The organism is [Rhizobium] kunmingense (assembly GCF_977018605.1).
Genome location: NZ_CDRNXG010000001.1, coordinates 3424444 through 3444186, shown reverse-complemented (window position 1 = coordinate 3444186; position 19743 = coordinate 3424444). Strand labels below are relative to the sequence as shown.

Annotated in this window: 23 protein-coding genes; 14 read left to right on the top strand and 9 right to left on the bottom strand. The window is 60.9% G+C overall.

Annotated features, from left to right (window positions below; translation table 11 throughout):
• Nucleotides 1–138: 138 nt before the first annotated feature.
• The 4 genes from AC0JZ4_RS16730 to AC0JZ4_RS16715 all read left to right on the top strand — a co-directional run bounded on the left by AC0JZ4_RS16730 (nucleotide 139) and on the right by AC0JZ4_RS16715 (nucleotide 3214).
• Nucleotides 139–1791: an acyl-CoA dehydrogenase family protein gene (locus AC0JZ4_RS16730; protein ID WP_471887453.1), complete on the top strand. Its 1653-nt coding sequence runs from the start codon at nucleotides 139–141 to the stop codon at nucleotides 1789–1791.
• A gap of 145 nt (nucleotides 1792–1936) precedes the next feature.
• Nucleotides 1937–2581 carry a TetR/AcrR family transcriptional regulator gene (locus tag AC0JZ4_RS16725; RefSeq protein ID WP_471887452.1) on the top strand — a complete coding sequence of 215 codons (645 nt, stop codon included), beginning with the start codon at nucleotides 1937–1939 and terminating at the stop codon, nucleotides 2579–2581.
• Nucleotides 2582–2705: 124 nt separating this feature from the next.
• Nucleotides 2706–2885 carry a hypothetical protein gene (locus tag AC0JZ4_RS16720; protein WP_471887451.1) on the top strand — a complete coding sequence of 60 codons (180 nt, stop codon included), beginning with the start codon at nucleotides 2706–2708 and terminating at the stop codon, nucleotides 2883–2885.
• A complete protein-coding gene (locus AC0JZ4_RS16715; RefSeq protein WP_471887450.1) occupies nucleotides 2882–3214 on the top strand; it encodes a DUF6105 family protein in 333 nt (110 codons plus the stop codon). The genes AC0JZ4_RS16720 and AC0JZ4_RS16715 overlap by 4 nt, the downstream gene beginning before the upstream one ends.
• On the opposite strand, the gene ruvX is transcribed toward AC0JZ4_RS16715, so the two are convergent.
• Together ruvX and AC0JZ4_RS16705 are read right to left on the bottom strand one after the other, a co-directional pair.
• The gene (gene ruvX / locus AC0JZ4_RS16710) at nucleotides 3151–3645 is read right to left on the bottom strand and encodes a Holliday junction resolvase RuvX (protein ID WP_471887449.1); all 495 of its coding nucleotides are present in this window, start codon (nucleotides 3643–3645) and stop codon (nucleotides 3151–3153) included. The genes AC0JZ4_RS16715 and ruvX overlap by 64 nt on opposite strands.
• 8 nt (nucleotides 3646–3653) lie before the next feature.
• Nucleotides 3654–3959 (bottom strand): alkylphosphonate utilization protein, encoded by a 306-nt coding sequence (locus AC0JZ4_RS16705; protein ID WP_471887448.1) that lies wholly within the window; start codon nucleotides 3957–3959, stop codon nucleotides 3654–3656.
• A 448-nt stretch (nucleotides 3960–4407) separates the two neighbouring features.
• On the opposite strand from AC0JZ4_RS16705, the gene AC0JZ4_RS16700 reads away from it, so the two are divergent.
• The 5 genes from AC0JZ4_RS16700 to AC0JZ4_RS16680 all read left to right on the top strand — a co-directional run bounded on the left by AC0JZ4_RS16700 (nucleotide 4408) and on the right by AC0JZ4_RS16680 (nucleotide 8311).
• Nucleotides 4408–5118, top strand: coding sequence for a metal-dependent hydrolase (locus AC0JZ4_RS16700; protein ID WP_471887447.1), 711 nt, complete (start codon nucleotides 4408–4410; stop codon nucleotides 5116–5118).
• A 71-nt stretch (nucleotides 5119–5189) separates the two neighbouring features.
• Entirely contained in the window at nucleotides 5190–5726 is a 537-nt protein-coding gene (locus tag AC0JZ4_RS16695; protein ID WP_471887446.1) for a hypothetical protein, read from the top strand.
• Between the two features lie 70 nt (nucleotides 5727–5796).
• Nucleotides 5797–6084 (top strand): Asp-tRNA(Asn)/Glu-tRNA(Gln) amidotransferase subunit GatC, encoded by a 288-nt coding sequence (gene gatC, locus AC0JZ4_RS16690; RefSeq protein WP_471887445.1) that lies wholly within the window; start codon nucleotides 5797–5799, stop codon nucleotides 6082–6084.
• 61 nt (nucleotides 6085–6145) lie between these two features.
• Nucleotides 6146–7627 carry an Asp-tRNA(Asn)/Glu-tRNA(Gln) amidotransferase subunit GatA gene (gene gatA, locus AC0JZ4_RS16685; protein ID WP_471887444.1) on the top strand — a complete coding sequence of 494 codons (1482 nt, stop codon included), beginning with the start codon at nucleotides 6146–6148 and terminating at the stop codon, nucleotides 7625–7627.
• A gap of 174 nt (nucleotides 7628–7801) precedes the next feature.
• Entirely contained in the window at nucleotides 7802–8311 is a 510-nt protein-coding gene (locus AC0JZ4_RS16680) for a GNAT family N-acetyltransferase (protein WP_471887443.1), read from the top strand.
• Here AC0JZ4_RS16680 and AC0JZ4_RS16675 read toward each other — a convergent pair.
• Nucleotides 8308–8631: a DUF1294 domain-containing protein gene (locus AC0JZ4_RS16675; protein WP_471887442.1), complete on the bottom strand. Its 324-nt coding sequence runs from the start codon at nucleotides 8629–8631 to the stop codon at nucleotides 8308–8310. The two genes, AC0JZ4_RS16680 and AC0JZ4_RS16675, sit on opposite strands and share 4 nt — an antisense overlap.
• 144 nt (nucleotides 8632–8775) lie before the next feature.
• Here AC0JZ4_RS16675 and gatB point away from each other — a divergent pair, with 144 nt between their 5' ends.
• From gatB to AC0JZ4_RS16650, 5 genes are all read left to right on the top strand, one after another.
• Nucleotides 8776–10278 carry an Asp-tRNA(Asn)/Glu-tRNA(Gln) amidotransferase subunit GatB gene (gene gatB, locus AC0JZ4_RS16670; RefSeq protein ID WP_471887441.1) on the top strand — a complete coding sequence of 501 codons (1503 nt, stop codon included), beginning with the start codon at nucleotides 8776–8778 and terminating at the stop codon, nucleotides 10276–10278.
• Nucleotides 10279–10281: 3 nt separating this feature from the next.
• Complete coding sequence (locus tag AC0JZ4_RS16665) at nucleotides 10282–10785, top strand: GNAT family N-acetyltransferase (RefSeq protein ID WP_471887440.1); 504 nt, start codon at nucleotides 10282–10284, stop codon at nucleotides 10783–10785.
• Nucleotides 10786–10817: 32 nt separating this feature from the next.
• A complete protein-coding gene (locus AC0JZ4_RS16660; protein WP_471887439.1) occupies nucleotides 10818–11279 on the top strand; it encodes a GNAT family N-acetyltransferase in 462 nt (153 codons plus the stop codon).
• 103 nt (nucleotides 11280–11382) lie between these two features.
• Nucleotides 11383–11781: an NADH:ubiquinone oxidoreductase subunit NDUFA12 gene (locus AC0JZ4_RS16655; RefSeq protein WP_471887438.1), complete on the top strand. Its 399-nt coding sequence runs from the start codon at nucleotides 11383–11385 to the stop codon at nucleotides 11779–11781.
• Nucleotides 11782–11911: 130 nt separating this feature from the next.
• Nucleotides 11912–12343 (top strand): DUF2155 domain-containing protein, encoded by a 432-nt coding sequence (locus AC0JZ4_RS16650; RefSeq protein WP_471887437.1) that lies wholly within the window; start codon nucleotides 11912–11914, stop codon nucleotides 12341–12343.
• A 23-nt stretch (nucleotides 12344–12366) separates the two neighbouring features.
• Here the strand turns inward: AC0JZ4_RS16650 and aat are convergent, their stop codons facing one another.
• The 6 genes from aat to AC0JZ4_RS16620 form a co-directional block, all read right to left on the bottom strand.
• Nucleotides 12367–12984 carry a leucyl/phenylalanyl-tRNA--protein transferase gene (aat, locus tag AC0JZ4_RS16645; RefSeq protein WP_471887436.1) on the bottom strand — a complete coding sequence of 206 codons (618 nt, stop codon included), beginning with the start codon at nucleotides 12982–12984 and terminating at the stop codon, nucleotides 12367–12369.
• 165 nt (nucleotides 12985–13149) lie between these two features.
• Nucleotides 13150–14490, bottom strand: a complete 1341-nt coding sequence (gene accC / locus AC0JZ4_RS16640) for an acetyl-CoA carboxylase biotin carboxylase subunit (protein ID WP_471887435.1) — start codon at nucleotides 14488–14490, stop codon at nucleotides 13150–13152.
• 9 nt (nucleotides 14491–14499) lie between these two features.
• Complete coding sequence (accB, locus tag AC0JZ4_RS16635; RefSeq protein WP_471887434.1) at nucleotides 14500–14967, bottom strand: acetyl-CoA carboxylase biotin carboxyl carrier protein; 468 nt, start codon at nucleotides 14965–14967, stop codon at nucleotides 14500–14502.
• Nucleotides 14968–14996: 29 nt separating this feature from the next.
• Complete coding sequence (aroQ, locus tag AC0JZ4_RS16630; protein WP_471887433.1) at nucleotides 14997–15434, bottom strand: type II 3-dehydroquinate dehydratase; 438 nt, start codon at nucleotides 15432–15434, stop codon at nucleotides 14997–14999.
• Between the two features lie 153 nt (nucleotides 15435–15587).
• A complete protein-coding gene (locus tag AC0JZ4_RS16625; protein ID WP_471887432.1) occupies nucleotides 15588–16349 on the bottom strand; it encodes a DsbA family protein in 762 nt (253 codons plus the stop codon).
• Between the two features lie 301 nt (nucleotides 16350–16650).
• Nucleotides 16651–19590, bottom strand: a complete 2940-nt coding sequence (locus tag AC0JZ4_RS16620) for an Rne/Rng family ribonuclease (RefSeq protein WP_471887431.1) — start codon at nucleotides 19588–19590, stop codon at nucleotides 16651–16653.
• Nucleotides 19591–19743: the final 153 nt, after the last annotated feature.

Below are 19743 nucleotides of genomic sequence, written 5' to 3'. Positions count from 1 at the left end.
TTCCACGAAGTCTACGCTGCGAATGCAATTCTCGCAAATCCTGCATGATATCGTTGGTGTTGCGGCCATTTGTTGAGAAGCCCAATTTCGCGGCGCCCGCCCGTTTCCACTTAAACCAAGTTCCGCTAGAAGCGGTCTATGAACGAGTTGACCCGCGCCGAAGAAAAATTTGCCGAACTGAACCAGCCCGCGCCCTGGTCCGGCATCAATGCCTACCGCTCAGATCCGTTGCTGGTCGACCTGACCGGCGGCTTCAATCGCGCCATCCGCGAGGAATACGACCAGCTCGGTCGCTACGTGACCTCGCCGGAAGCGCAGGAACTGGCGCGCATGGCGAACGAAAACCCGCCGAAGCTGAAGACCCATGGTCCGCGCGGCGAGCGTCTCGATGTCACCGAATTCCATCCGGCCTGGCACGCGCTGATGCGCCGCTCGATGCAGAGCGGCCTGCATTCGTCGATCTGGGAAAATGTGCCGGAAGCCAAGGGCAGTGAACACAAGGTCCGTGCCACGCGCTTCTATCTGACGGCGCAGCTGGAGGCCGGGCATCTCTGCCCGCTGACCATGACCAGCGCCTCGGTTGCGGCCCTGATGGCCTCGCCGCGGGTACAGAAGGAATGGGCGCCGAAAATCCTGTCGCGCAAATACGATTCCACCAACCGCCCGGCGATGCAGAAATCCGCCGTCACGCTCGGCATGGGCATGACGGAAAAGCAGGGCGGAACCGATGTGCGCGCCAACCGCTCGACCGCCGAGCGCGTCGGCGAGGGTATCTTTCGCCTTTCAGGTCACAAGTGGTTCATGTCGGCGCCGATGAGCGACGCGTTCGTCATGCTGGCCAAGACCAATGACGGCGTCGGCTGCTTCCTGGTGCCGCGCCTCCTCGAAGACGGTTCGGCGAATGGCCTGCAGTTCCAGCGGCTGAAGGACAAGCTCGGCAACCGCTCGAACGCCTCGGCCGAAGTCGAATTTTCCGATGCCTTCGGTTATCTGCTTGGCGATCCCGGTGCCGGCATCCGCACCATTCTCGACATGGTCACGCTGACGCGGCTCGATTGCGCGGTGGCCTCCGCTGGAATGATGCGAGCTTCGCTTGCCGAAGCCGTCCATCACACCCGTGGCCGCAGCGTCTTCGGCAAAAAGCTCGTCGATCAGCCGCTGATGACCCGCGTCCTCGCCGACATGGCGCTCGATGTCGCGGCTGCGACGGCGCTCGGCTTCCGTCTGGCCGAAGCCTTTGATCGCGCGGCGGGCGATCCCACCGATGCGGCCTTCGCCCGTGTCATGACGCCGGTTATCAAATACTGGAACTGCAAGGTTGCTCCTTCACTGATCTATGAGGCGATGGAATGCCTTGGCGGCAACGGTTATGTCGAGGAGCGTCCCATCGCCCGCCATTACCGCGAGGCCCCGGTCAATGCGATCTGGGAAGGGTCCGGCAATGTCATGGCGCTGGACGTGCTGCGCGTCCTGTCGCGCGGCCGCGACCTCTTCGATATCGTGCTGGCCGGCTTCGAACGCGATCTCGGCGCATCCGGTCGCAAGACGGTCGAGGTGCTGCGCGCCGCCATGGCGCTGTGCGAGCGCGATGAGGGGGCGGCCCGCCTTCTCGTCGAGCAACTCGCACTGGCGGCCGGTGCCGCCGAACTGGCAAGGCTTGGGGCCGGCAAAATCGCCGACGCCTATCTCGAAACCCGTCTGGCCGGCGGCTGGCGCTCGACCTACGGCATGCTCGATGCCCGCTTCGACGCGAGCTATATCGTCGACCTGCTGTATCCGCCGGCAGCATAGGCCGGCGAGGGCTGGCAGGGCTGGTCAGTCGTGCCTGATCCGCAATTCTGTGTATTGCCTTGCCAACACCGGTCTGCCGACTTGCCGGTCGGCAGACCGCGGCGTATCGCCTTTTCGGACGTGTTTCTTGAAAGATGAGCGGATAATGCTACAGGTCGTCGATACGCAGGCGCAACAGAACCAGGCCGTCAGGCCGCGCAATCGCGCCAGCACTGAACGTGCCATTTTTCTAGCCGCCCGCAGCCTGCTGGCCGAACAGGGTTTCCAGGGCTTCGGCATCAATGCGGTCGCGCGCCGCGCCGGTTGCGACAAGCAGCTGATCTACCGCTACTTTAACGGTCTCGACGGCCTGATCGATGCGATCGGCGAGGAACTCGGCAGCTGGGTCAAGGACAAGATCCCGCAGGATACCGGCGGCATGTTCATCCTCACTTATGGTGACCTGATGGAAAAGCTCTCCATGTATTTCATGGAAGCGCTGCGCGATGACCCACTGGTCTGCAAGATTGTCGCCTGGGAAGTATCGCAGGACACGCCGCAGGTTCGCCGCCTGTCGGAATCGCGCATGAAGGCGCTGGCCAAGTGGCTGGATGGAATGCAGGGCAACCTCAAGCCGCCGAAGGGCGTCGACACGACCACCACCAATGCGCTGCTCTTCGCCTCTATCCAGCATCTGGTAATCTCCGCTTCCGTGGGCGGTCAGTTCGCCGGCATTCCGCTGAAGACGGAAAAGGACTGGGACAAGGTCGCTGCCGCCGTGCGCCGCCTCGTTCGGGCCATCTACGGCTAACGCCGCCAACTTCCCGACTACGCATTCATCCTCGGAAATTAACCATGATGGCGAGTTTCCGTTGCGTCGTTCTGGTGCGTCTCTACGGTGGTTAATATATTGTTAACCGAGTTTCGTAAGACATATGCCGGGTGTTCTATCATTGCTCAAAGAGCGTACACTGCTGATCGTCCTGACCGGGGCGTTTGCGGCTTTGGCGCTCGATATCGCGGTTCCCGCGGTGGCGCTGAGCATGATGGGCTTGTCGAGATGGTTGATCTCGATGAACGTGGATCTGGCAGAGCTTGAAGGTAAAACCGCATGAAGTGGTTCTTGATACTCTGGGCGGGTCCCATCGCCTTGCTGAGCAGCTGGTACGGGCTGTCTTATTACGACATGAGCTTCGGCTTCTACATGCTGACACGCCACACCCATGACCTCGTGTTCCAGGTCTATGGCAATATTCTCGGTATCGCGCCGGAAAGCATCCCGCCGCTTGTTGCCCGCGCGATCGTGGTCGACAGCCTTGTCGTCTTTGCCATCATCGGCTTCAGAAAGCGCAAGGCGATTGCCGGTTGGTGGAGGAAACGTCAGTCTTCCAAGGTCGTGGCTGCGGCCGTGCGCAGCGACGAGAGCCTGTCCAGCGCGCCTTGAAGAATGAAACTGGCGGCGGCGGAATCGATCCGCTCGGCCCGTTTTGCCCTTGATACGTCCATTTCCAGCAGTGCCCGTTCTGCTGCAACCGTTGACAGGCGCTCGTCCCAGTAGACGAAGGGCAGGGTGGTCTTGTCCGACATCGAGCGCACGAAGGCACGCGTTGCCTGTACGCGCGGACCGGCGGAGCCATCCATGTTCATCGGCAGGCCGATGACGAAGGCGGCGACCTTTTCCTTCGTCGCGAATGCCAGAAGGACCTCCGCATCCTGTGTGAACTTCACCCGCTTGATCACCGGCCGGGGTGACGAAAACCGCCGGCCGAGATCAGACATTGCAAGGCCGATCGTCTTGGTGCCGAGGTCCAGCCCGGCGATCGCCTGATTGGGCTGAAGCTGTTCGGCCAGTTCCTCGATGGTCAGCGTTGCCATTGTCTTTCCTAGCTTTTCTTGCGAACGAATTCGGTGCGTAGCACCAGCCCCTTGATCGTGTCATGCCGGCAATCGATCTCTTCCGGATTGTCGGTAAGTCGGATCGAGCGGATGACGGTACCCTGTTTCAGCGTCTGGCCGGCACCCTTGACCTTCAAATCCTTGATCAGCGTCACGGCATCGCCGTCGACCAGAATGTTGCCGGCGGCATCGCGCACCGCATTCTCGGTTGCAGCCTTGGCCGCGGCTTCCGAAGCCGGCAGCCACTCACCTGTCGCTTCGTCATAGATATAGTCGTCGTCGCTGGCAGCCATGTCTTTTTCCCTAGGTTCTGAAAAGCATCCGTTGCCGATATTGCTCGATAGAGCTGGCAACGGCCTCGCGTCGCTTATCCTACGCCCCGGATGCTTGCAATGTCTGGCGGTCGGTGACCACAGAGGGGGAGGAGTGGGGGGTGTACGGCGGCGTGATCTGGCTTTCGTAAAGTTTGAAATTAGCGGGTGCCGTGTTATTGTCGAGGGAGGAGGTGAGACGACCTTCCTTCCGGTGGGAGCCGGGCTTTCGCCCGACCCCCGTGCTGTTAACGGCGTAATATGAAGCTCAGGCTGTAACCAAAGAACTTCACAGTCACCGTACCCGGATTTTCAATCGTCTCACCTCCTTTCGTCGCGTCGGAACCTCCGTTCCGACCTTTCCATTCTATCAAATTTCGATTTGGTCTTGTTCCCCCACATTTTACCGTAATTCGGAGGACGTTCTCCCATGAAGATCACCTGGCTCGGCCACGCCGCGTTCCGTCTCGAGACCGCCAAGGCAACAATCTTGATCGACCCCTTCCTCAATTATAACCAGCCTTTTGCCGACGCTGGTCTGGCGCTTAAGGACGTCACAGAGGGCGTCACGCATATTCTCCTGACCCACGGCCATGGCGATCATGTCGGCGACACGGTTCAGATCGCCAAGGACAAGGGCGCCACGGTGCTCGCCAACGCCGACCTTGCCGCATGGCTCGGCACCAAGGGCGTCGACAAGATCGAGATGGGCAATACCGGCGGCACCGTTGCCTTCGATGGCTTTACCGCCACCTTCACCCAGGCGCTGCATTCCTCCGGTCAGGTCGATGAAATGGGCATTGCCCATTCGCTCGGCTCCGCCAACGGCCTGATGCTGCATTTCGACGATGAAATGTCCGTGCTGCACATGGGCGATACCGACATCTTCACCGACATGGGACTGATCAACGAACTGCACCAGCCGGATATCGGTATCGTGCCGGTCGGCGACCGCTTCACCATGGGCGGGGCGGTGGCGGCTTTGGCCTGCCAGCGCTTCTTCGATTTCAAGCACGCCATCCCCTGCCATTACGGCACGTTCCCGATCATCGAGCAGACGCCGGAAAAGTTCGTCAAGGGCATGGAAGGCAGCCGCACCCGCGTCGAGCCGCCGGCGGTGGGCGCGACGCTCAGCTACTGAAGCTCGACGACTTCTTGACGGCATAGTAGCCAAGACCGGATGCCTTTGGGGCATCGGTCTTGGAGAACGTTATGGAAGACATTGCAAAGCACTCTCTCCATTCGACGCTTAGAGAGAACATTATCGAACATCTTTTCGCCGGCGAGTTGCTGAAACGCCTGTGGCAAAGGGACATTGTCGACGCAGAAATACTAAAGAGCGAGTTCGACGCGGGCGGCTATGATCTCGTTCTGACGCGCGGTCAAATTACCCGTCACATACAATTGAAGGTCAGCCGCTCTGGCGGAAGACGCGTCGAGATAAATGTAAATCGTCGATTGGCGGTGAAGCCAAGTGGCTGCGTGGTGTGGATAATTGTCGATGACGACCTGAATATTGAGGCGTTTCGATGGTTTGGAAATCCACCTGGCCACGCATTGCCTGACGTAAGCCATATGAAAACGGCTAAACACACCAAAGGTGATGCCAATGGTGTCAAGGCACTGCGTGACGGACACCGTTTGATCCGACAAAAGGAATTCAGGCTGGTGGACGGTATCGATGGCCTGCTTGAAGCGCTGCTTGGCGATGCTCTGCTCAAGACAACAGCGTCAACTGAAGCCTTCTGACATTCCCCCGTTGCGAAGGGCGGGCATGGCCATTATAGCGAGTTAGATTTTTATTGCCCGGAGTTGAGCCATGTCCGTCGATCTCGCCACCGTCAAGCGCGTTGCACGCCTTGCCCGCATTGCCGTCTCGGAAGACGAGGCCAATCGTATGGTCGGCGAGCTGAATGGCATCATCGACTTCGTCGAGCAGCTTTCCGAAGTCGATGTGACCGGCGTCGAGCCGATGACCTCGGTCACGCCCATGGAGATGCGCAAGCGCGCAGACGCCGTAACCGATGGCGACAAGGCTGACGATATCGTCGCCAACGCGCCTGTGACCGACCGCAATTTCTTCCTGGTGCCGAAGGTCGTCGAATAAGCCGCTTCCCGTCCAAGCGCTTCCGACCCTCTCCACGCATTCGAACATTCGTAAAGAGACCATGACCGAACTCACCAGCCTCACCATTGCCGAAGCCCGCGAAAAGCTCGCCTCCAAGGAAATCACCTCGGTCGAACTGACCAAGGCCTATGTCGACGCGATCGACGCCTTCAACGGCACGTTCAACGCCTACGTCACCACCACGCCGGAAAAGGCGATGGAAATGGCGAAGGCTTCCGACGAGCGCCGTGCGGCCGGCAAAGTCGGTGCGCTGGAAGGCATTCCGCTCGGCATCAAGGACCTGTTCGCCACCGAAGGCGTGCACACCCAGGCTTGCTCCCACATTCTCGACGGCTTCAAGCCGAAATACGAATCGACCGTCACCCAGAACCTCTGGGACGATGGCGCCGTCATGCTCGGCAAGCTGAACATGGACGAATTCGCCATGGGCTCGTCGAACGAGACCTCCTTCTACGGTCCGGTCATCAACCCGTGGAAGGCCGAAGGCTCCAATCAGCAGCTCGTTCCGGGCGGCTCGTCCGGCGGTTCGGCCGCAGCCGTTGCTGCCCATCTCTGCGCCGGCGCAACCGCCACCGATACCGGTGGATCGATCCGCCAGCCAGCCGCCTTCACCGGCACCGTCGGCATCAAGCCGACCTACGGCCGCTGCTCGCGCTGGGGCACGGTCGCCTTCGCATCCTCGCTCGACCAGGCAGGCCCGATCGCCCGTGACGTGCGCGATGCCGCGATCATGCTGAAATCGATGGCCTCCGTCGACAGGAAGGACACCACCTCTGTCGATCTTCCGATCCCCGATTACGAGGCAGCCCTCGGCCAGTCGGTCAAGGGCATGAAGATCGGCATTCCGAAGGAATATCGCGTCGACGGCATGCCGGAAGACGTCGAGGCGCTCTGGCAGAAGGGCATCGCCTATCTGAAGGACGCCGGTGCCGAGATCGTCGACATCACCCTGCCGCACACCAAATACGCCCTGCCGGCCTATTACATCGTGGCGCCTGCGGAAGCTTCTTCCAATCTTGCCCGTTATGACGGCGTACGCTACGGCCTGCGCGTCGACGGCAAGGATATCGTCGACATGTACGAAAAGACCCGCGCCGCCGGCTTCGGCACCGAGGTCAAGCGCCGTATCATGATCGGCACCTATGTTCTGTCTGCCGGTTACTACGACGCCTATTACCTGCAGGCGCAGAAGGTCCGCACGCTGATCAAGCGCGACTTCGAGCTGGCCTTCCACGCCGGTGTCGATGCGATCCTGACGCCGGCCACCCCTTCGTCGGCATTTGGCATCGCGGATGAAAACCTCGCCGCCGATCCGGTCGCCATGTACCTGAACGACATCTTCACCGTGACGGTCAACATGGCGGGCCTTCCGGGCATCGCGGTGCCGGCCGGCCTCGACAAGAAGGGCCTGCCGCTCGGCCTGCAGCTGATCGGCAAGCCGTTCGAGGAAGAAACGCTCTTCCGCACCGCCCATGTCATCGAACAGGCCGCCGGCAAGTTCACGCCGGCCAAGTGGTGGTAATCGGGATTTGAATTCGCAAAATGACGGTCGCCGATCACTCTGTGGTCGGCGATTTTGTTTGTAGCCGTCTACAGTTTCTCTCCCGATCTCACGTATAAGCTGCGCATATTCGGCTCTCCCTCTGGTCAAATGCCCAGACTCAATGCTCTACTGATCCCCATAACAGGGGAAAGCATGGCCACGACCCGTAACGCCCGCGAAGACGATGTGGATGTTTTGGCCGAGATCGGCTTCCGTGCCTGGGAAAAGGCGATGGAGACGATCGGCGAGATGAGCGGCATGCGCGACAGCGCCCGCGAAGCCTTCCTCAATTTTGCCCGGTCCTCATGGCTGACGATCACGGTCGTCGAAACAGGCGGCTATCTCGCCGGCTGGGCGGCGCGCGAGCATCTCGACGAACTGATTTCCGACTTCTGGATAGATCCGCCATACCAGCGGCAGGGGCTGGGGCGGGTGCTTCTCGACGAGGTCGAAGCGGAAATCCTGCGCCAGGGTTTCGAGGCCGCGCGTATCGAAACCCACGCCCAGAACAGCGATGCGATCGGCTTCTTTGAAACGAGCGGTTACCGGATTCACTGGCTTTCGGTTGCCTATTCACCCAAGATCGATCGCGATGTTCAATCCGTTGGCCTGTCCAAGGCACTCGTCGAGGCGCCTACCGAAGGTTACGGCCTGGAATTCTAGGGCTGCCGTGATATGTCCACCATACGCCCGACTGTACCGGCTGGCGCAAATGCCCAGAAGCAGGCGAGGGCGATGTGAAGCCCGACGATCGTCATAAGCACCGTTCTGAACGGCTCTTTGCGGGTCTTGTGCCGCAGGCTCTGCTGCGCGACCACCGCGCCGAGGCTGCCGCCCAGAAGGGCGAGCGTCAGCAGCGTATTCTCGCTGATCCGCCATGCGCCCTCGATCGCCGCTTGCTTGTCCCACCAGTAGACGCAGAAGACCACGACGTTGGCGAGAAGGTAGATCAGAAAGAGTGTTTGCGGCGCTTCGAGTTGCATGATCCCGTTATCGCATCCCGTGATTAAGAACCTGCTGTGATCTACCCTGCTGTTTTTCGGCGGGCGCGTGGCACATGCTTGCGCCATGCCGTCATTTGCTCTACCTCCAGAACTCACCACAGAGACCAAGAGACGAGCATTAAGATGACCCTAGTCGACGTCCGTACCCCTGATCCGAAACGCTTCATTCCCGGCGCCACCGGCGACTGGGAAGTGATCATCGGCATGGAGGTTCACGCGCAGGTCCTCTCCAATTCGAAACTCTTCTCCGGCGCCTCGACCGAATTCGGCAAGCCGGCCAACGGCAACGTGTCGCTCGTCGATGCCGCCATGCCGGGAATGCTGCCGGTCATCAACGAAGAATGCGTCGCCCAGGCTGTGCGCACCGGTCTCGGCCTCAAGGCCCAGATCAACAAGCGCTCGATCTTCGACCGCAAGAACTATTTCTATCCCGACCTGCCGCAGGGCTACCAGATCTCGCAGTTCAAGGACCCGATCGTCGGCGAAGGCCAGATCGTCATCTCGCTCGGTCCGGATCGCCAGGGCCAGTTCGAGGATATCGAGATCGGCATCGAGCGCCTGCACCTCGAGCAGGACGCCGGCAAGTCGATGCACGACCAGCATCCGACCATGTCCTATGTCGACCTAAACCGTTCGGGCGTGGCGCTGATGGAAATCGTGTCGAAGCCCGACATGCGCTCGTCGGATGAGGCCAAGGCCTATATGACGAAGCTGCGCTCGATCGTGCGCTATCTCGGCACCTGCGACGGCAACATGGACGAAGGTTCTATGCGCGCCGACGTCAACGTCTCCGTCCGCCGCCCGGGCGCGGCCTTCGGCACGCGCTGCGAGATCAAGAACGTCAACTCGATCCGTTTCATCGGCCAGGCGATCGAATACGAGGCGCGCCGGCAGATCGCCATTCTCGAAGATGGCGGTTCCATCGACCAGGAAACCCGCCTCTTCGATCCGGGCAAGGGCGAAACCCGCTCGATGCGCTCCAAGGAAGACGCGCATGACTATCGCTACTTCCCCGATCCGGACCTGCTGCCGCTGGAATTCGACGATGCCTTCATCGAGGCCCTGCGCGCCGACCTGACCGAACTGCCGGATGACAAGAAGGCGCGTTTCGTTTCTGAACTTGGCCTGTCGATTTATGACGCCTCGGTTCTCGTGTCGGAGAAGGCGATTGCCGACTATTTCGAAGCCGTTGCCGAAGGCCGTGACGGCAAGACGGCGGCCAACTGGGTCATCAACGACCTGCTGGGCGCCTTGAACAAACTCGGCAAAGACATTGAAGAGACTCCGGTTTCTCCCGCCCAGCTGGGCGGCATCATCGACCTGATCAAGGCCGAGACCATCTCCGGCAAGATCGCCAAGGACCTGTTCGAGATCGTGCTCGCCGAAGGTGGCGATCCGGCGGAGATCGTCGAGGCCCGCGGCATGAAGCAGGTGACCGATACCGGCGCCATCGAGAAGGCCGTCGACGAGATCATCGCCGTCAACCCGGATCAGGTCGAGAAGGTCAAGGCCAAGCCGACGCTTGCCGGCTGGTTCGTCGGTCAGGTGATGAAGTCGACCGGCGGCAAGGCCAACCCGCAGGCCGTCCAGGCGCTGGTAAAGGCCAAGCTCGGCATCGAGGAATAAGCCTTGTTCTTCGTCAGAACAGCCGGCGAAGAGGACGTGGAGAAGATCCGCGCCCTTCTGTCTGAAACCTTTCACGCCGCCTACGATCCGTTCTATGGAGCGGTCGAGGTGGCGAAGATGGTGAGCGGCTGGCATTCGGCGAATGCGATCCGCTCGCGCATCGGCAAGCGCGACGGCGAGTTTCTGGTCGCCGATGACGGCCGCAAGCTCGGCGGCGTCGCCTATGCCGCCGTCTATCCGAAAATGGCCAAGACCGTGATGCTGCATCAGCTCTACGTGCGGCCCTCCTGCCAGAATGAGGGCATCGGCCGCGACCTGTTCGCCGAGATGGAAACATGCTTCCCGGATGCGGAAATCATGCGCGTCGAGGTTGCCCTGCCGAATGTCCGCGCCATGTCCTTCTATGAGCGTCTCGGCTTTTCCGAGGCGGACCGTATGGAAGAGTGGGGCGCGCCGAATTCCGGCTTGCCCGCCGTCATCATGGAAAAGCGGCTGGCGCAGCAATAACGGCGCTGAGCGCAGACGAGGGGAGGACGTCGATGAGCGAAATGATTATCCGTAGGGCGCATGAGGAGGATCTCTCCGCCCTGATCGCGATCTTCGCCGCCGACAATGTCGGCGACCATGGCGATACGACCGATCCTGAAGCCTACGAGGATTATCTGCGCGCCTTCCACATGATCATGGCTTCCGGCAACGAGCAGCTGTTCGTCGCTGAGCTGGATGGCGAGATCGTCGGCACGTTCCAGATCCTCTTCAACCGTACTCTAACGGGGCGTGGATCGCTGTCGATGATCATCGAGGCGGTGCAGACGAGGCCGGACATGCGTAGCCGCGGCATAGGGGCTGCGATGATGGCCTATGCGATGGAAGAGGCGAAACGGCGCGACTGCCGGCTGGTCCAGCTCACCTCCAACATATCCCGCGAGGACGCCCATCGCTTCTACGAGCGCCTGGGCTTCGCCAGAAGCCATGCGGGCTTCAAGATGAAGCTCAAATAGGCTTTACCCATTTCGGAATCACTGGACATGCCGGACGCGAGGCGTCATAAGCAGAGCAACCGTATGTCGGCCCTTGACGTGTCAAATTGACGGAAATGACCCCATGAAAGAACTTCTGCTGCAGATATTTACCTGGTGGAACGGTCAGACGATGGGGACGCGTTTCTTCACTTGGCGCCACGGCAAGAAGGTCGGCGAAGACGAGATGGGCAATGTCTATTACGAAGGTCCGATGACCTCGTGGGGCAAGCCGAAGCGCTGGGTCATCTACAAGGGTTACGCAGAGGCTTCCGCCATTCCTCCGGGCTGGCACGGCTGGATGCACTACCGCACCGACACTCCGCCGTCTCAGGAAGCCTATACGGCCCGCGAATGGCAGAAGCCGCACAAGGAAAACCTGACCGGCTCGGCACTTGCCTATCGCCCGCAGGGTTCCATGGCGGCCGCCGGCGAGCGCGCCCGCGTCACCGGCGACTATGACGCCTGGACGCCTGGAAACTGATCTCCCACGCATGACACCTGGCCAAGGATGGCGTTCTGCGCCATCCCACCTGTTTTGGCCACAATCCAATTCTAACCCTCGGCAGGGTGCGCTCGGAATTTCAGGGCCATTTTCCGGGACGGGATAGAGAATGACGAAGACGACGTTTTTTTCACGTACATTGCTGATCGGCGGCCTGCTGTCGCTGGGTTCGCTTCTGACCGTCGGAAATGCGTCCGCTGCCCGTCTTGAAAACCCTGTCGCCGTCTTTGCCGGCATCGACAAGATCACCGGCCGCATCACCACCTTCGACGTCTATGTCAACGAGACGGTCCAATATGGTGCGCTTCAGGTGACGCCGAAGGTCTGTTACTCGCGTGACGAGACCGAAGCGCAGAAGATCGACAGCTTCGTCGAGGTCGACGAGATCACGCTCGACCGCAAGATCCGCCGCATCTTCTCCGGCTGGATGTTCGCAGACAGCCCCGGCCTCAATGCCGTGGAGCATCCGATCTATGACGTCTGGCTGACCGGCTGCAAGCAGCAGTCCGATGTCCCGTCGCCGTCGAACGCGACGAACTGATTCCGCTTGGTTCAGGCGGCAGATCAGAACGGCAGGTGAGGGCAGTCCACGGCGGCCCTCAGTAGAACCAGATAATCATCCTTGGGAATATCGATCGCCCCGAACGTCTTCAGATGGTCGGTGGTGAACTGCGTGTCGAGCAGCCGGAAGTCGTTGCCATTCAGACGCTCGACCAGATGCACGAGGCAGATCTTCGATGCATCGGTGCGGCGCGAGAACATGCTCTCGCCGAAAAACGCCGCCCCCAGGGAGACGCCGTAAAGCCCGCCGACCAGCTCGTCGCCTTCCCAGGCCTCGACGCTGTGCGCATGCCCCATCGCGTGCAGTTCCGCATAGAGTCTACGGATCGTCGCATTGATCCAGGTGCTCGGCCGATCGGGCGCCGCTTCCGCGCACATGCCCATCACGGCTTCGAAAGCGCTGTCGAAGCGGATGTCGAAAGGGGCCTTTCGAATCGTCTTGGAAAGGCTTTTGGAGATGTGAAAATCGTCGAGCGGAATGACGCCTCGCATTTCCGGTTCGACCCAGAATATTTCCGGATCGTCGGCCGCCTCGGCCATCGGAAACAGGCCTATCGAATAGGCGCGCAACAGAACATCCGGGGTGATTGCCGGGTAATATCTGCCGCGCCGACCTGCCATTTCGCTCCTTGCAGCAACGAAGGCCCAAGCCGAAAGCGGCTAAAAGCAAATCGATGCGAATGATTTGATATCCGTATAGCCCCTTGCCAGTCTTAGGGAGGCGAAGAGGGCGAGACAGAGAAACGCCCGGCAGCATGTGCTCCGGGCGCTTCATCATAGTCGGTCTTACTTGGTCTCGGCCAGATATTTTTCCAGCCAGTGGATGTCGTAGTCACCCTTGGCGATATCCGGGTTGTCGACGAGATCCCGGAACAGCGGCAGCGTCGTCTTGATACCGTCGACGACGAATTCGTCGAGAACGCGGCGCAGACGCATCATGCATTCTTCGCGCGAGCGACCATGCACGATCAGCTTGCCGATGAGGCTGTCATAATAGGGCGGGATCTTGTAGCCGGCATAGGCGCCTGAATCGACGCGAACGCCGAGACCGCCCGGAACGTGGAAATGCGTGATCGTGCCCGGCGAGGGAACGAAGGTCCGCGCATCTTCCGCGTTGATGCGGCACTCGATTGCATGGCCCGAGAAGGTGATCTCGTCCTGGGTGACGGACAGGCCGTCGCCGGCCGCGACGCGGATCTGCTCGTGCACCAGGTCGATATTGGTGATCGCCTCGGTGATCGGGTGCTCCACCTGCAGGCGGGTGTTCATTTCGATGAAATAGAACTCGCCGTTTTCGTAGAGGAACTCGACCGTACCGGCACCGCGATACTTCATCTTCTTCATGGCATCGGCGCAGATCTGGCCGATCTCCATGCGCTGTTCGACGGTCAGAGCCGGGGAGTTGGCCTCTTCCCATACCTTCTGGTGACGGCGCTGCAGCGAGCAGTCGCGTTCTCCCAGATGGATAGCGTTGCCTTCACCGTCGCCGACGACCTGGATTTCGATGTGCCGCGGCTTGCCGAGGTATTTTTCCATGTAGACAGCGCCGTTGCCGAAAGCGGCGAGCGCCTCGGTGCGGGCGGTGTTGACGGCTTCGTCCAGATCGGCTTCGGTCTTGGCGACCTTCATGCCGCGTCCACCGCCACCGGCGGTCGCCTTGATGAGGACCGGGAAGCCGATCTCCTTGGCGATTTCCATGGCGTTTTCAGGCGTCACTTCGCCCTCGGAACCCGGTACGACCGGAATGCCGAGTTCCATCGCCGTCTGCTTGGCGGTGATCTTGTCGCCCATCAGCCGGATGTGTTCGGCAGTCGGGCCGATGAAGGTGATGCCGTGAGCTTCCAGGATTTCCGCGAACTTGGCGTTTTCCGAAAGGAAGCCGTAGCCTGGATGCACGGCATCCGCGCCGGTGATCTCGCAGGCAGCCACGATCTGGTGGATGTTGAGATAGCTCTCGCGCGACGGCGGCGGTCCGATGCAAACGCTTTCGTCGGCGAGACGGACATGCATGGCGTCCGCATCGGCCGTGGAATGCACGGCGACGGTTGCAATGCCGAGTTCCTTGGCGGCTCTCAGCACGCGCAACGCGATTTCACCGCGATTGGCTATGAGGATCTTGGAAATCATGGACTGGCCTTATTCGACGATGACGAGTGGCTGGCCGTATTCGACTGGCTGCGAATCGCTGATCAGGATCTCGGTGACCTTGCCGGAGCGCGGTGCCGGGATCTGGTTCATGGTCTTCATGGCTTCGATGATCAGCAGCGTCTGGCCTTCCTTGACCGTTGCGCCGACTTCGATGAATGCCTTGGCGCCCGGAGCCGGCGCGAGGTAGGCGGTGCCGACCATCGGTGCGGTCACGGCGTTCTTGTTATCAGCGGCGGCGACAGGCGCTGCGGCGGCCGGAGCGGCTGCAGCAGGTGCGGCGACGGCAGCCGGAGCGGCGGCCATAGGCGCCTGGACATACTGCGTTGCAGACTGGCGCGAAACGCGGATGCGCAGATCGTCCTGCTCGACTTCGATCTCGGTGAGGTCGGTTTCGTTGAGGATGTTCGCGAGGTCGCGGATCAATCCCTTGTCGATTCCGTTCTTCTTCTCAGACATGGCTAACCCTACTGTTGTCTTCTATCTTGTCAGGCAATTGTGTATTTCAAGGCATGCAGCGCGAGAATGTAGCTCGTCGTGCCGAAGCCGCAGATGACGCCCTTGGCCGCCGGCGCGATCATCGAGTGATGACGAAACTCTTCCCGTGCATGAACATTCGAGATGTGCAGCTCGATGACCGGTACCGATACGGCCTTGATCGCATCATGCAGCGCGATCGAGGTATGCGTGTAGGCACCGGCATTGATTGCGACGCCGACGGCCTTGTCGCCGGCTTCGTGAATCCAGTCGATAAGCGTGCCCTCGTGGTTGCTCTGTCGAAAATCGACATCGAAACCAAGCTCGCGGCCTGCCGACAGGCATTGCTGCTTCACATCGTCAAGCGTCTGCCCGCCATAGATGCCTGGCTCTCTTTTGCCGAGCATGTTGAGGTTGGGGCCGTTGAGGACGAAAACCGTCTTGCTCATACCGATCTTATGTTCCATCCGAATTCAGCGGCCACCTATAGACCGCCATCACTGCAAGGGAAAGCCCCCGCCGCGCCGAAACGCCGCTGGTCCACTGATGGAGTTAATGCCGCCGTCGATTGGCGAACTCATTTGGGGTGTTCGGTCGCGAAGTCAGCAGCTTGCCTTGCCGCAGGCGCGCACGTTGCCGACCTTTTCCTCTATCTGAGCCTGACCGACCGCGCCGAACACGGCTTCGTCGCCGACGATATAGGTCGGTGTACCGGTAATGCCGATGGCATTGGCCAGCTGGTAGGCCTCGCGGACGATATCGTCATTCGGCTTTTCCGTCATCGTCTTGCGGATCGCAGCCTCTTCGACGCCAAGCTCACCTGCAACGGCGATCGCGGTCGCCTCGGATGCGTGTTCCTGCCCGACCAGAAGTTCGCGGTGGAACTCGGGGTATTTTTCCGGTGCCAGAATGCGCACGGCGTCGGCAACCTTGTGGGCTGCCAGGGAGTCGGGTCCGAGGATAGGGAATTCCTTCAACACGAAACGGATGTTCTTGTCCTTGGCGAGCATCTCGTCCATGTCGCCCATGGCGCGCTTGCAGTAGCCGCAATTGTAATCGAAGAACTCGACGACGGTGACATCGCCCTTCGGATTGCCGAGAACCACGTCGTTTGCCGATGAGAAGATCGCATCCTTGTATGAGGCGACCGCCTGGGTCGACTGGCTGGTGCGCTGCGCCTGCTGCTTGGCCTCCAGCGCGTTCTGCACCTCGATCATCACCTCCGGGTTCTCGATCAGGTATTCGCGAATGAACGCGCCGAATTCCTTCTTCTGTGCGTCGTCCAGTGCGAGCGCCGGCACGGCGGCGCCGAGCGCCAGCGTCAGGGCGGTGCCGGCGGCAAAGATCTTGAACAGGCGGGTCATGAAAATCCTCTTCATGGCTGGCGACCGCGAATCCGGGCTGCCGTAAATATGGTTGGTGCGAACGCTAAGCCACTCTGGCCTGCCACGAAACAGAAAATCCGCAATGCGGCAGGGCCAAGGCTTCACTTCTATGTGGACGAAAACCTGGGAGACGGAGAATAAGCGTTTCGGATCATGCGGTTGGATGGTTTTCCGGAATCATCTTGTCAGCCGACCTATGGATGGAACGACCACCGCGAAAAGCCCGAAAAAAGAAAATGGCCGCATCAGCGGCCATTTTCGGTTTGAACTGTCAATCGGCTCAGAAGAAGCCGCGGCGCTGCCACCAGCCGGCCTTTTTCGGCTTGGACGGGTCGCTGTCGCCTTCCGGCGCAGCCGTCGGCTCCGAGCTTTTCACCACCGCTTCGGCGGAGGACGAGATGTTGGAGGCGCGGTTGGCGCGTACCGGCTTGCCATCGTCGCCCTCAACGGCTGCGTCTTCGGCAACCGGTGCTTCCACCTTCGGCTCTGCCGCCGGAGTGGCGGCAACGGCCTGTTCCACGACCGGCTCGATAGCCGGGGCAGGGGTAACTTCAGGGACAGCAACCTCAGCGGTGGCCTCTGCTTCTGCAGCCGCCGCGGCTGCTGCTTCCGCCTCGATCGCCTTCTTGCTGCGGCGGGCGCGCTTCGGCTTGGCGACCGGTGCGTCCTCAGCTGCAATTTCGACGGCAACGGTTTCGACGACCGCTTCAACCGGGGCAGGTTCGGCGACGACTTCGGCTGGGGCCTGGGGCACTTCCGCCTGGGTCATTTCGGCGGCGCTTTCGCCCTGTTCCGATGCTTCCTCGCCGTCACCTTCTTCGCCTTCGGCGCTGGCCTCTACACCCTCTTCGCCATTGCGATTGCGGCGACCGCCACGCTTGCCACGGCGACGGCGCTTGCGGCGACCGTTCTCGTCCGTTTCTGAATCGTCCGCGGTTTCGACCTTGGTCGAGGCCACTGCGGCATCGTCCTCTGCCTCGTCGTCGCCCTCATCGGCGTCTTCGGAGATGGAATCGTCCTCCGCGCCCTGCGCCTGGGCATCGCCATTGCGTTCACCGTTACGGTTACGGCGGCGGCGGCGGCGCTTGCGCTTGCGACCATTCTGATCGTCGGCGTCCGCTTCGGCCCGTTCTGCCTTGGCGGCGGGCTCGGCCGTGACGATTTCCTCGTCCTCTTCCTCATCCATCTCGATGACGACATCGTCGTCCTCTTCGACCGGAAGGGCTGCAAACTGCATCAGGCTTTCGATCTTGACCGGGTTTTCGACGGCTTCGCCGCGGTCGATGGCAAAATGGGTCGCGCCGACATTGCCGTCCGACTCGATGAAGATCGAGACGCCGAATCGGTTCTCATAGTCGACCACGGTCTGGCGCTTGTGGTTGAGCAGGAACAGCGCGATGTCCGGCGTGGTGCGCACGGTAATGTCATGCGTGGTGTTCTTGAGCAGGTATTCCTCGATGCCGCGCAGCACATGCAGGGCAACGGAGGACTGCGAACGGACGTGACCGGTGCCACCGCAATGCGAGCAGATCTGCGTCGTCGATTCCAGAACCGAGGCGCGGATGCGCTGGCGCGACATTTCCAGCAGGCCGAAATGCGAGATGCGGCCGACCTGGATGCGGGCGCGGTCGTTCTTCAGGCAATCCTTCAGCTTCTTCTCGACGGCGCGGTTGTTGCGCTTTTCTTCCATGTCGATGAAGTCGATGACGATCAGGCCGGCAAGGTCGCGCAGGCGCAGCTGGCGGGCGACTTCTTCGGCCGCTTCGAGGTTCGTCTGAAGCGCGGTGTCCTCGATCGAGTGCTCGCGGGTCGAACGACCGGAGTTGACGTCGACGGCAACCAGAGCTTCGGTCTGGTTGATGATCAGGTAGCCGCCGGACTTCAGTGTCACCTGCGGCTGCAGCATGCGGTCAAGCTGCGCCTCGATGCCGGAGCGCGAGAAGATCGGGTGCAGGTCGCGATAGGGCTGAACCACCTTGGCATGGCTCGGCATCAGCATCTTCATGAAGTCTTTCGCTTCACGATAGCCGTCTTCGCCGGACACGATGATCTCGCCGATATCCTTGTTGTACAGGTCGCGGATCGAACGCTTGATCAGCGAGCCTTCCTCATAGACGAGGCAGGGAGCCGTCGACTGCAGCGTCAGCGTGCGGACGTTTTCCCAAAGACGCATCAGGTATTCGAAGTCGCGCTTGACTTCGACGCGGGTACGGTTGGCGCCGGCGGTGCGCAGGATGACGCCCATGCCCTGCGGCACGTCCAGCTCGCGGGCGATTTCCTTGAGGCGCTTACGATCCTGCGGCTGGGTGATCTTGCGGGAAATGCCGCCGCCACGCGCCGTGTTCGGCATCAACACCGAGTAACGGCCGGCAAGCGACAGATAGGTGGTCAGGGCAGCGCCCTTGTTGCCGCGTTCTTCCTTGGCGACCTGCACGAGCAGGATCTGCCGGCGCTTGATCACTTCCTGGATGCGGTACTGCTTGCGCGGCTTGCGCTGCACGCGGTCCGGAACCTCTTCCATCGCGTCTTCGGCGCCGACGGATTCGATTTCTTCCTTCTCGTGATGATCGTCGTCGTCATCATCGTTGTCGTCGTTGCGACGGCGGGAATCGACATCCTCGGAGATCGAGTCGGTCTCGATCATCGCAGCCATCGATTCCGGCGTGCTGTCGTCATCGCTGGACGACGTCTCGACAGTGGCGGCTTCGGCTTCGGCCGAGGCCTCTTCCGGTGCAGCCTCGACGGCCTTCTTGCGTGCGCGGGTCCGCTTCGGCTTTGCCTTCTTTTCAGGCTCGGCAGCCGGCGCATCCGCAGGCGTTTCCACGGTTGCGGCTTCCGCGGCGTCGGCCGCGACGATGCCGACATCCGGCTGGTCTTCGTTGGCGAGGTCGACGACCGGATCTGCCGATTCGGCTTCGGCGATCTTGCGCTGGTCTTCCGCTTCCTGCTGCATCAGCGCCTGACGGTCTGCGAGCGGGATCTGGTAGTAGTCGGGATGGATTTCGGCAAATGCCAGGAAGCCGTGGCGATTGCCACCGTAGTCGACGAAGGCTGCCTGCAGCGACGGCTCTACACGCGTCACTTTTGCCAGGTAGATATTGCCGCGTATCTGCTTCTTGTGCTGCGATTCAAAGTCGAATTCTTCGATGCGGTTGCCGCGTACGACGACTACCCGCGTCTCCTCTTCGTGAGACGCGTCGATAAGCATTTTGTCTGCCATAAGGATTCTGCTCCTCGGCGCAGCCGGGCAAATGCACGAAAGCCTGCCGCGAAGACAGGCTCGTAATGCATAACGGTCATGGCGCCGGATGATGATGATCCCGCAGGGTCAAGGGAATACGGCAAGCGGAAAGGCGGTGAAGCTAAGGGCTTC

Excerpts from the sequence above, each read along its gene's own strand:
- AC0JZ4_RS16730 (WP_471887453.1), top strand. The coding sequence starts at position 139 with ATGAACGAGTTGACCCGCGCCGAAGAAAAATTTGCCGAACTGAACCAG.
- AC0JZ4_RS16725 (WP_471887452.1), top strand. The coding sequence starts at position 1,937 with ATGCTACAGGTCGTCGATACGCAGGCGCAACAGAACCAGGCCGTCAGG.
- AC0JZ4_RS16720 (WP_471887451.1), top strand. The coding sequence starts at position 2,706 with ATGCCGGGTGTTCTATCATTGCTCAAAGAGCGTACACTGCTGATCGTC.
- AC0JZ4_RS16715 (WP_471887450.1), top strand. The coding sequence starts at position 2,882 with ATGAAGTGGTTCTTGATACTCTGGGCGGGTCCCATCGCCTTGCTGAGC.
- ruvX (WP_471887449.1), bottom strand. The coding sequence starts at position 3,645 with ATGGCAACGCTGACCATCGAGGAACTGGCCGAACAGCTTCAGCCCAAT.
- AC0JZ4_RS16705 (WP_471887448.1), bottom strand. The coding sequence starts at position 3,959 with ATGGCTGCCAGCGACGACGACTATATCTATGACGAAGCGACAGGTGAG.
- AC0JZ4_RS16700 (WP_471887447.1), top strand. The coding sequence starts at position 4,408 with ATGAAGATCACCTGGCTCGGCCACGCCGCGTTCCGTCTCGAGACCGCC.
- AC0JZ4_RS16695 (WP_471887446.1), top strand. The coding sequence starts at position 5,190 with ATGGAAGACATTGCAAAGCACTCTCTCCATTCGACGCTTAGAGAGAAC.
- gatC (WP_471887445.1), top strand. The coding sequence starts at position 5,797 with ATGTCCGTCGATCTCGCCACCGTCAAGCGCGTTGCACGCCTTGCCCGC.
- gatA (WP_471887444.1), top strand. The coding sequence starts at position 6,146 with ATGACCGAACTCACCAGCCTCACCATTGCCGAAGCCCGCGAAAAGCTC.
- AC0JZ4_RS16680 (WP_471887443.1), top strand. The coding sequence starts at position 7,802 with ATGGCCACGACCCGTAACGCCCGCGAAGACGATGTGGATGTTTTGGCC.
- AC0JZ4_RS16675 (WP_471887442.1), bottom strand. The coding sequence starts at position 8,631 with ATGCAACTCGAAGCGCCGCAAACACTCTTTCTGATCTACCTTCTCGCC.
- gatB (WP_471887441.1), top strand. The coding sequence starts at position 8,776 with ATGACCCTAGTCGACGTCCGTACCCCTGATCCGAAACGCTTCATTCCC.
- AC0JZ4_RS16660 (WP_471887439.1), top strand. The coding sequence starts at position 10,818 with ATGAGCGAAATGATTATCCGTAGGGCGCATGAGGAGGATCTCTCCGCC.
- AC0JZ4_RS16655 (WP_471887438.1), top strand. The coding sequence starts at position 11,383 with ATGAAAGAACTTCTGCTGCAGATATTTACCTGGTGGAACGGTCAGACG.
- AC0JZ4_RS16650 (WP_471887437.1), top strand. The coding sequence starts at position 11,912 with ATGACGAAGACGACGTTTTTTTCACGTACATTGCTGATCGGCGGCCTG.
- aat (WP_471887436.1), bottom strand. The coding sequence starts at position 12,984 with ATGGCAGGTCGGCGCGGCAGATATTACCCGGCAATCACCCCGGATGTT.
- accC (WP_471887435.1), bottom strand. The coding sequence starts at position 14,490 with ATGATTTCCAAGATCCTCATAGCCAATCGCGGTGAAATCGCGTTGCGC.
- accB (WP_471887434.1), bottom strand. The coding sequence starts at position 14,967 with ATGTCTGAGAAGAAGAACGGAATCGACAAGGGATTGATCCGCGACCTC.
- aroQ (WP_471887433.1), bottom strand. The coding sequence starts at position 15,434 with ATGAGCAAGACGGTTTTCGTCCTCAACGGCCCCAACCTCAACATGCTC.
- AC0JZ4_RS16625 (WP_471887432.1), bottom strand. The coding sequence starts at position 16,349 with ATGACCCGCCTGTTCAAGATCTTTGCCGCCGGCACCGCCCTGACGCTG.
- AC0JZ4_RS16620 (WP_471887431.1), bottom strand. The coding sequence starts at position 19,590 with ATGGCAGACAAAATGCTTATCGACGCGTCTCACGAAGAGGAGACGCGG.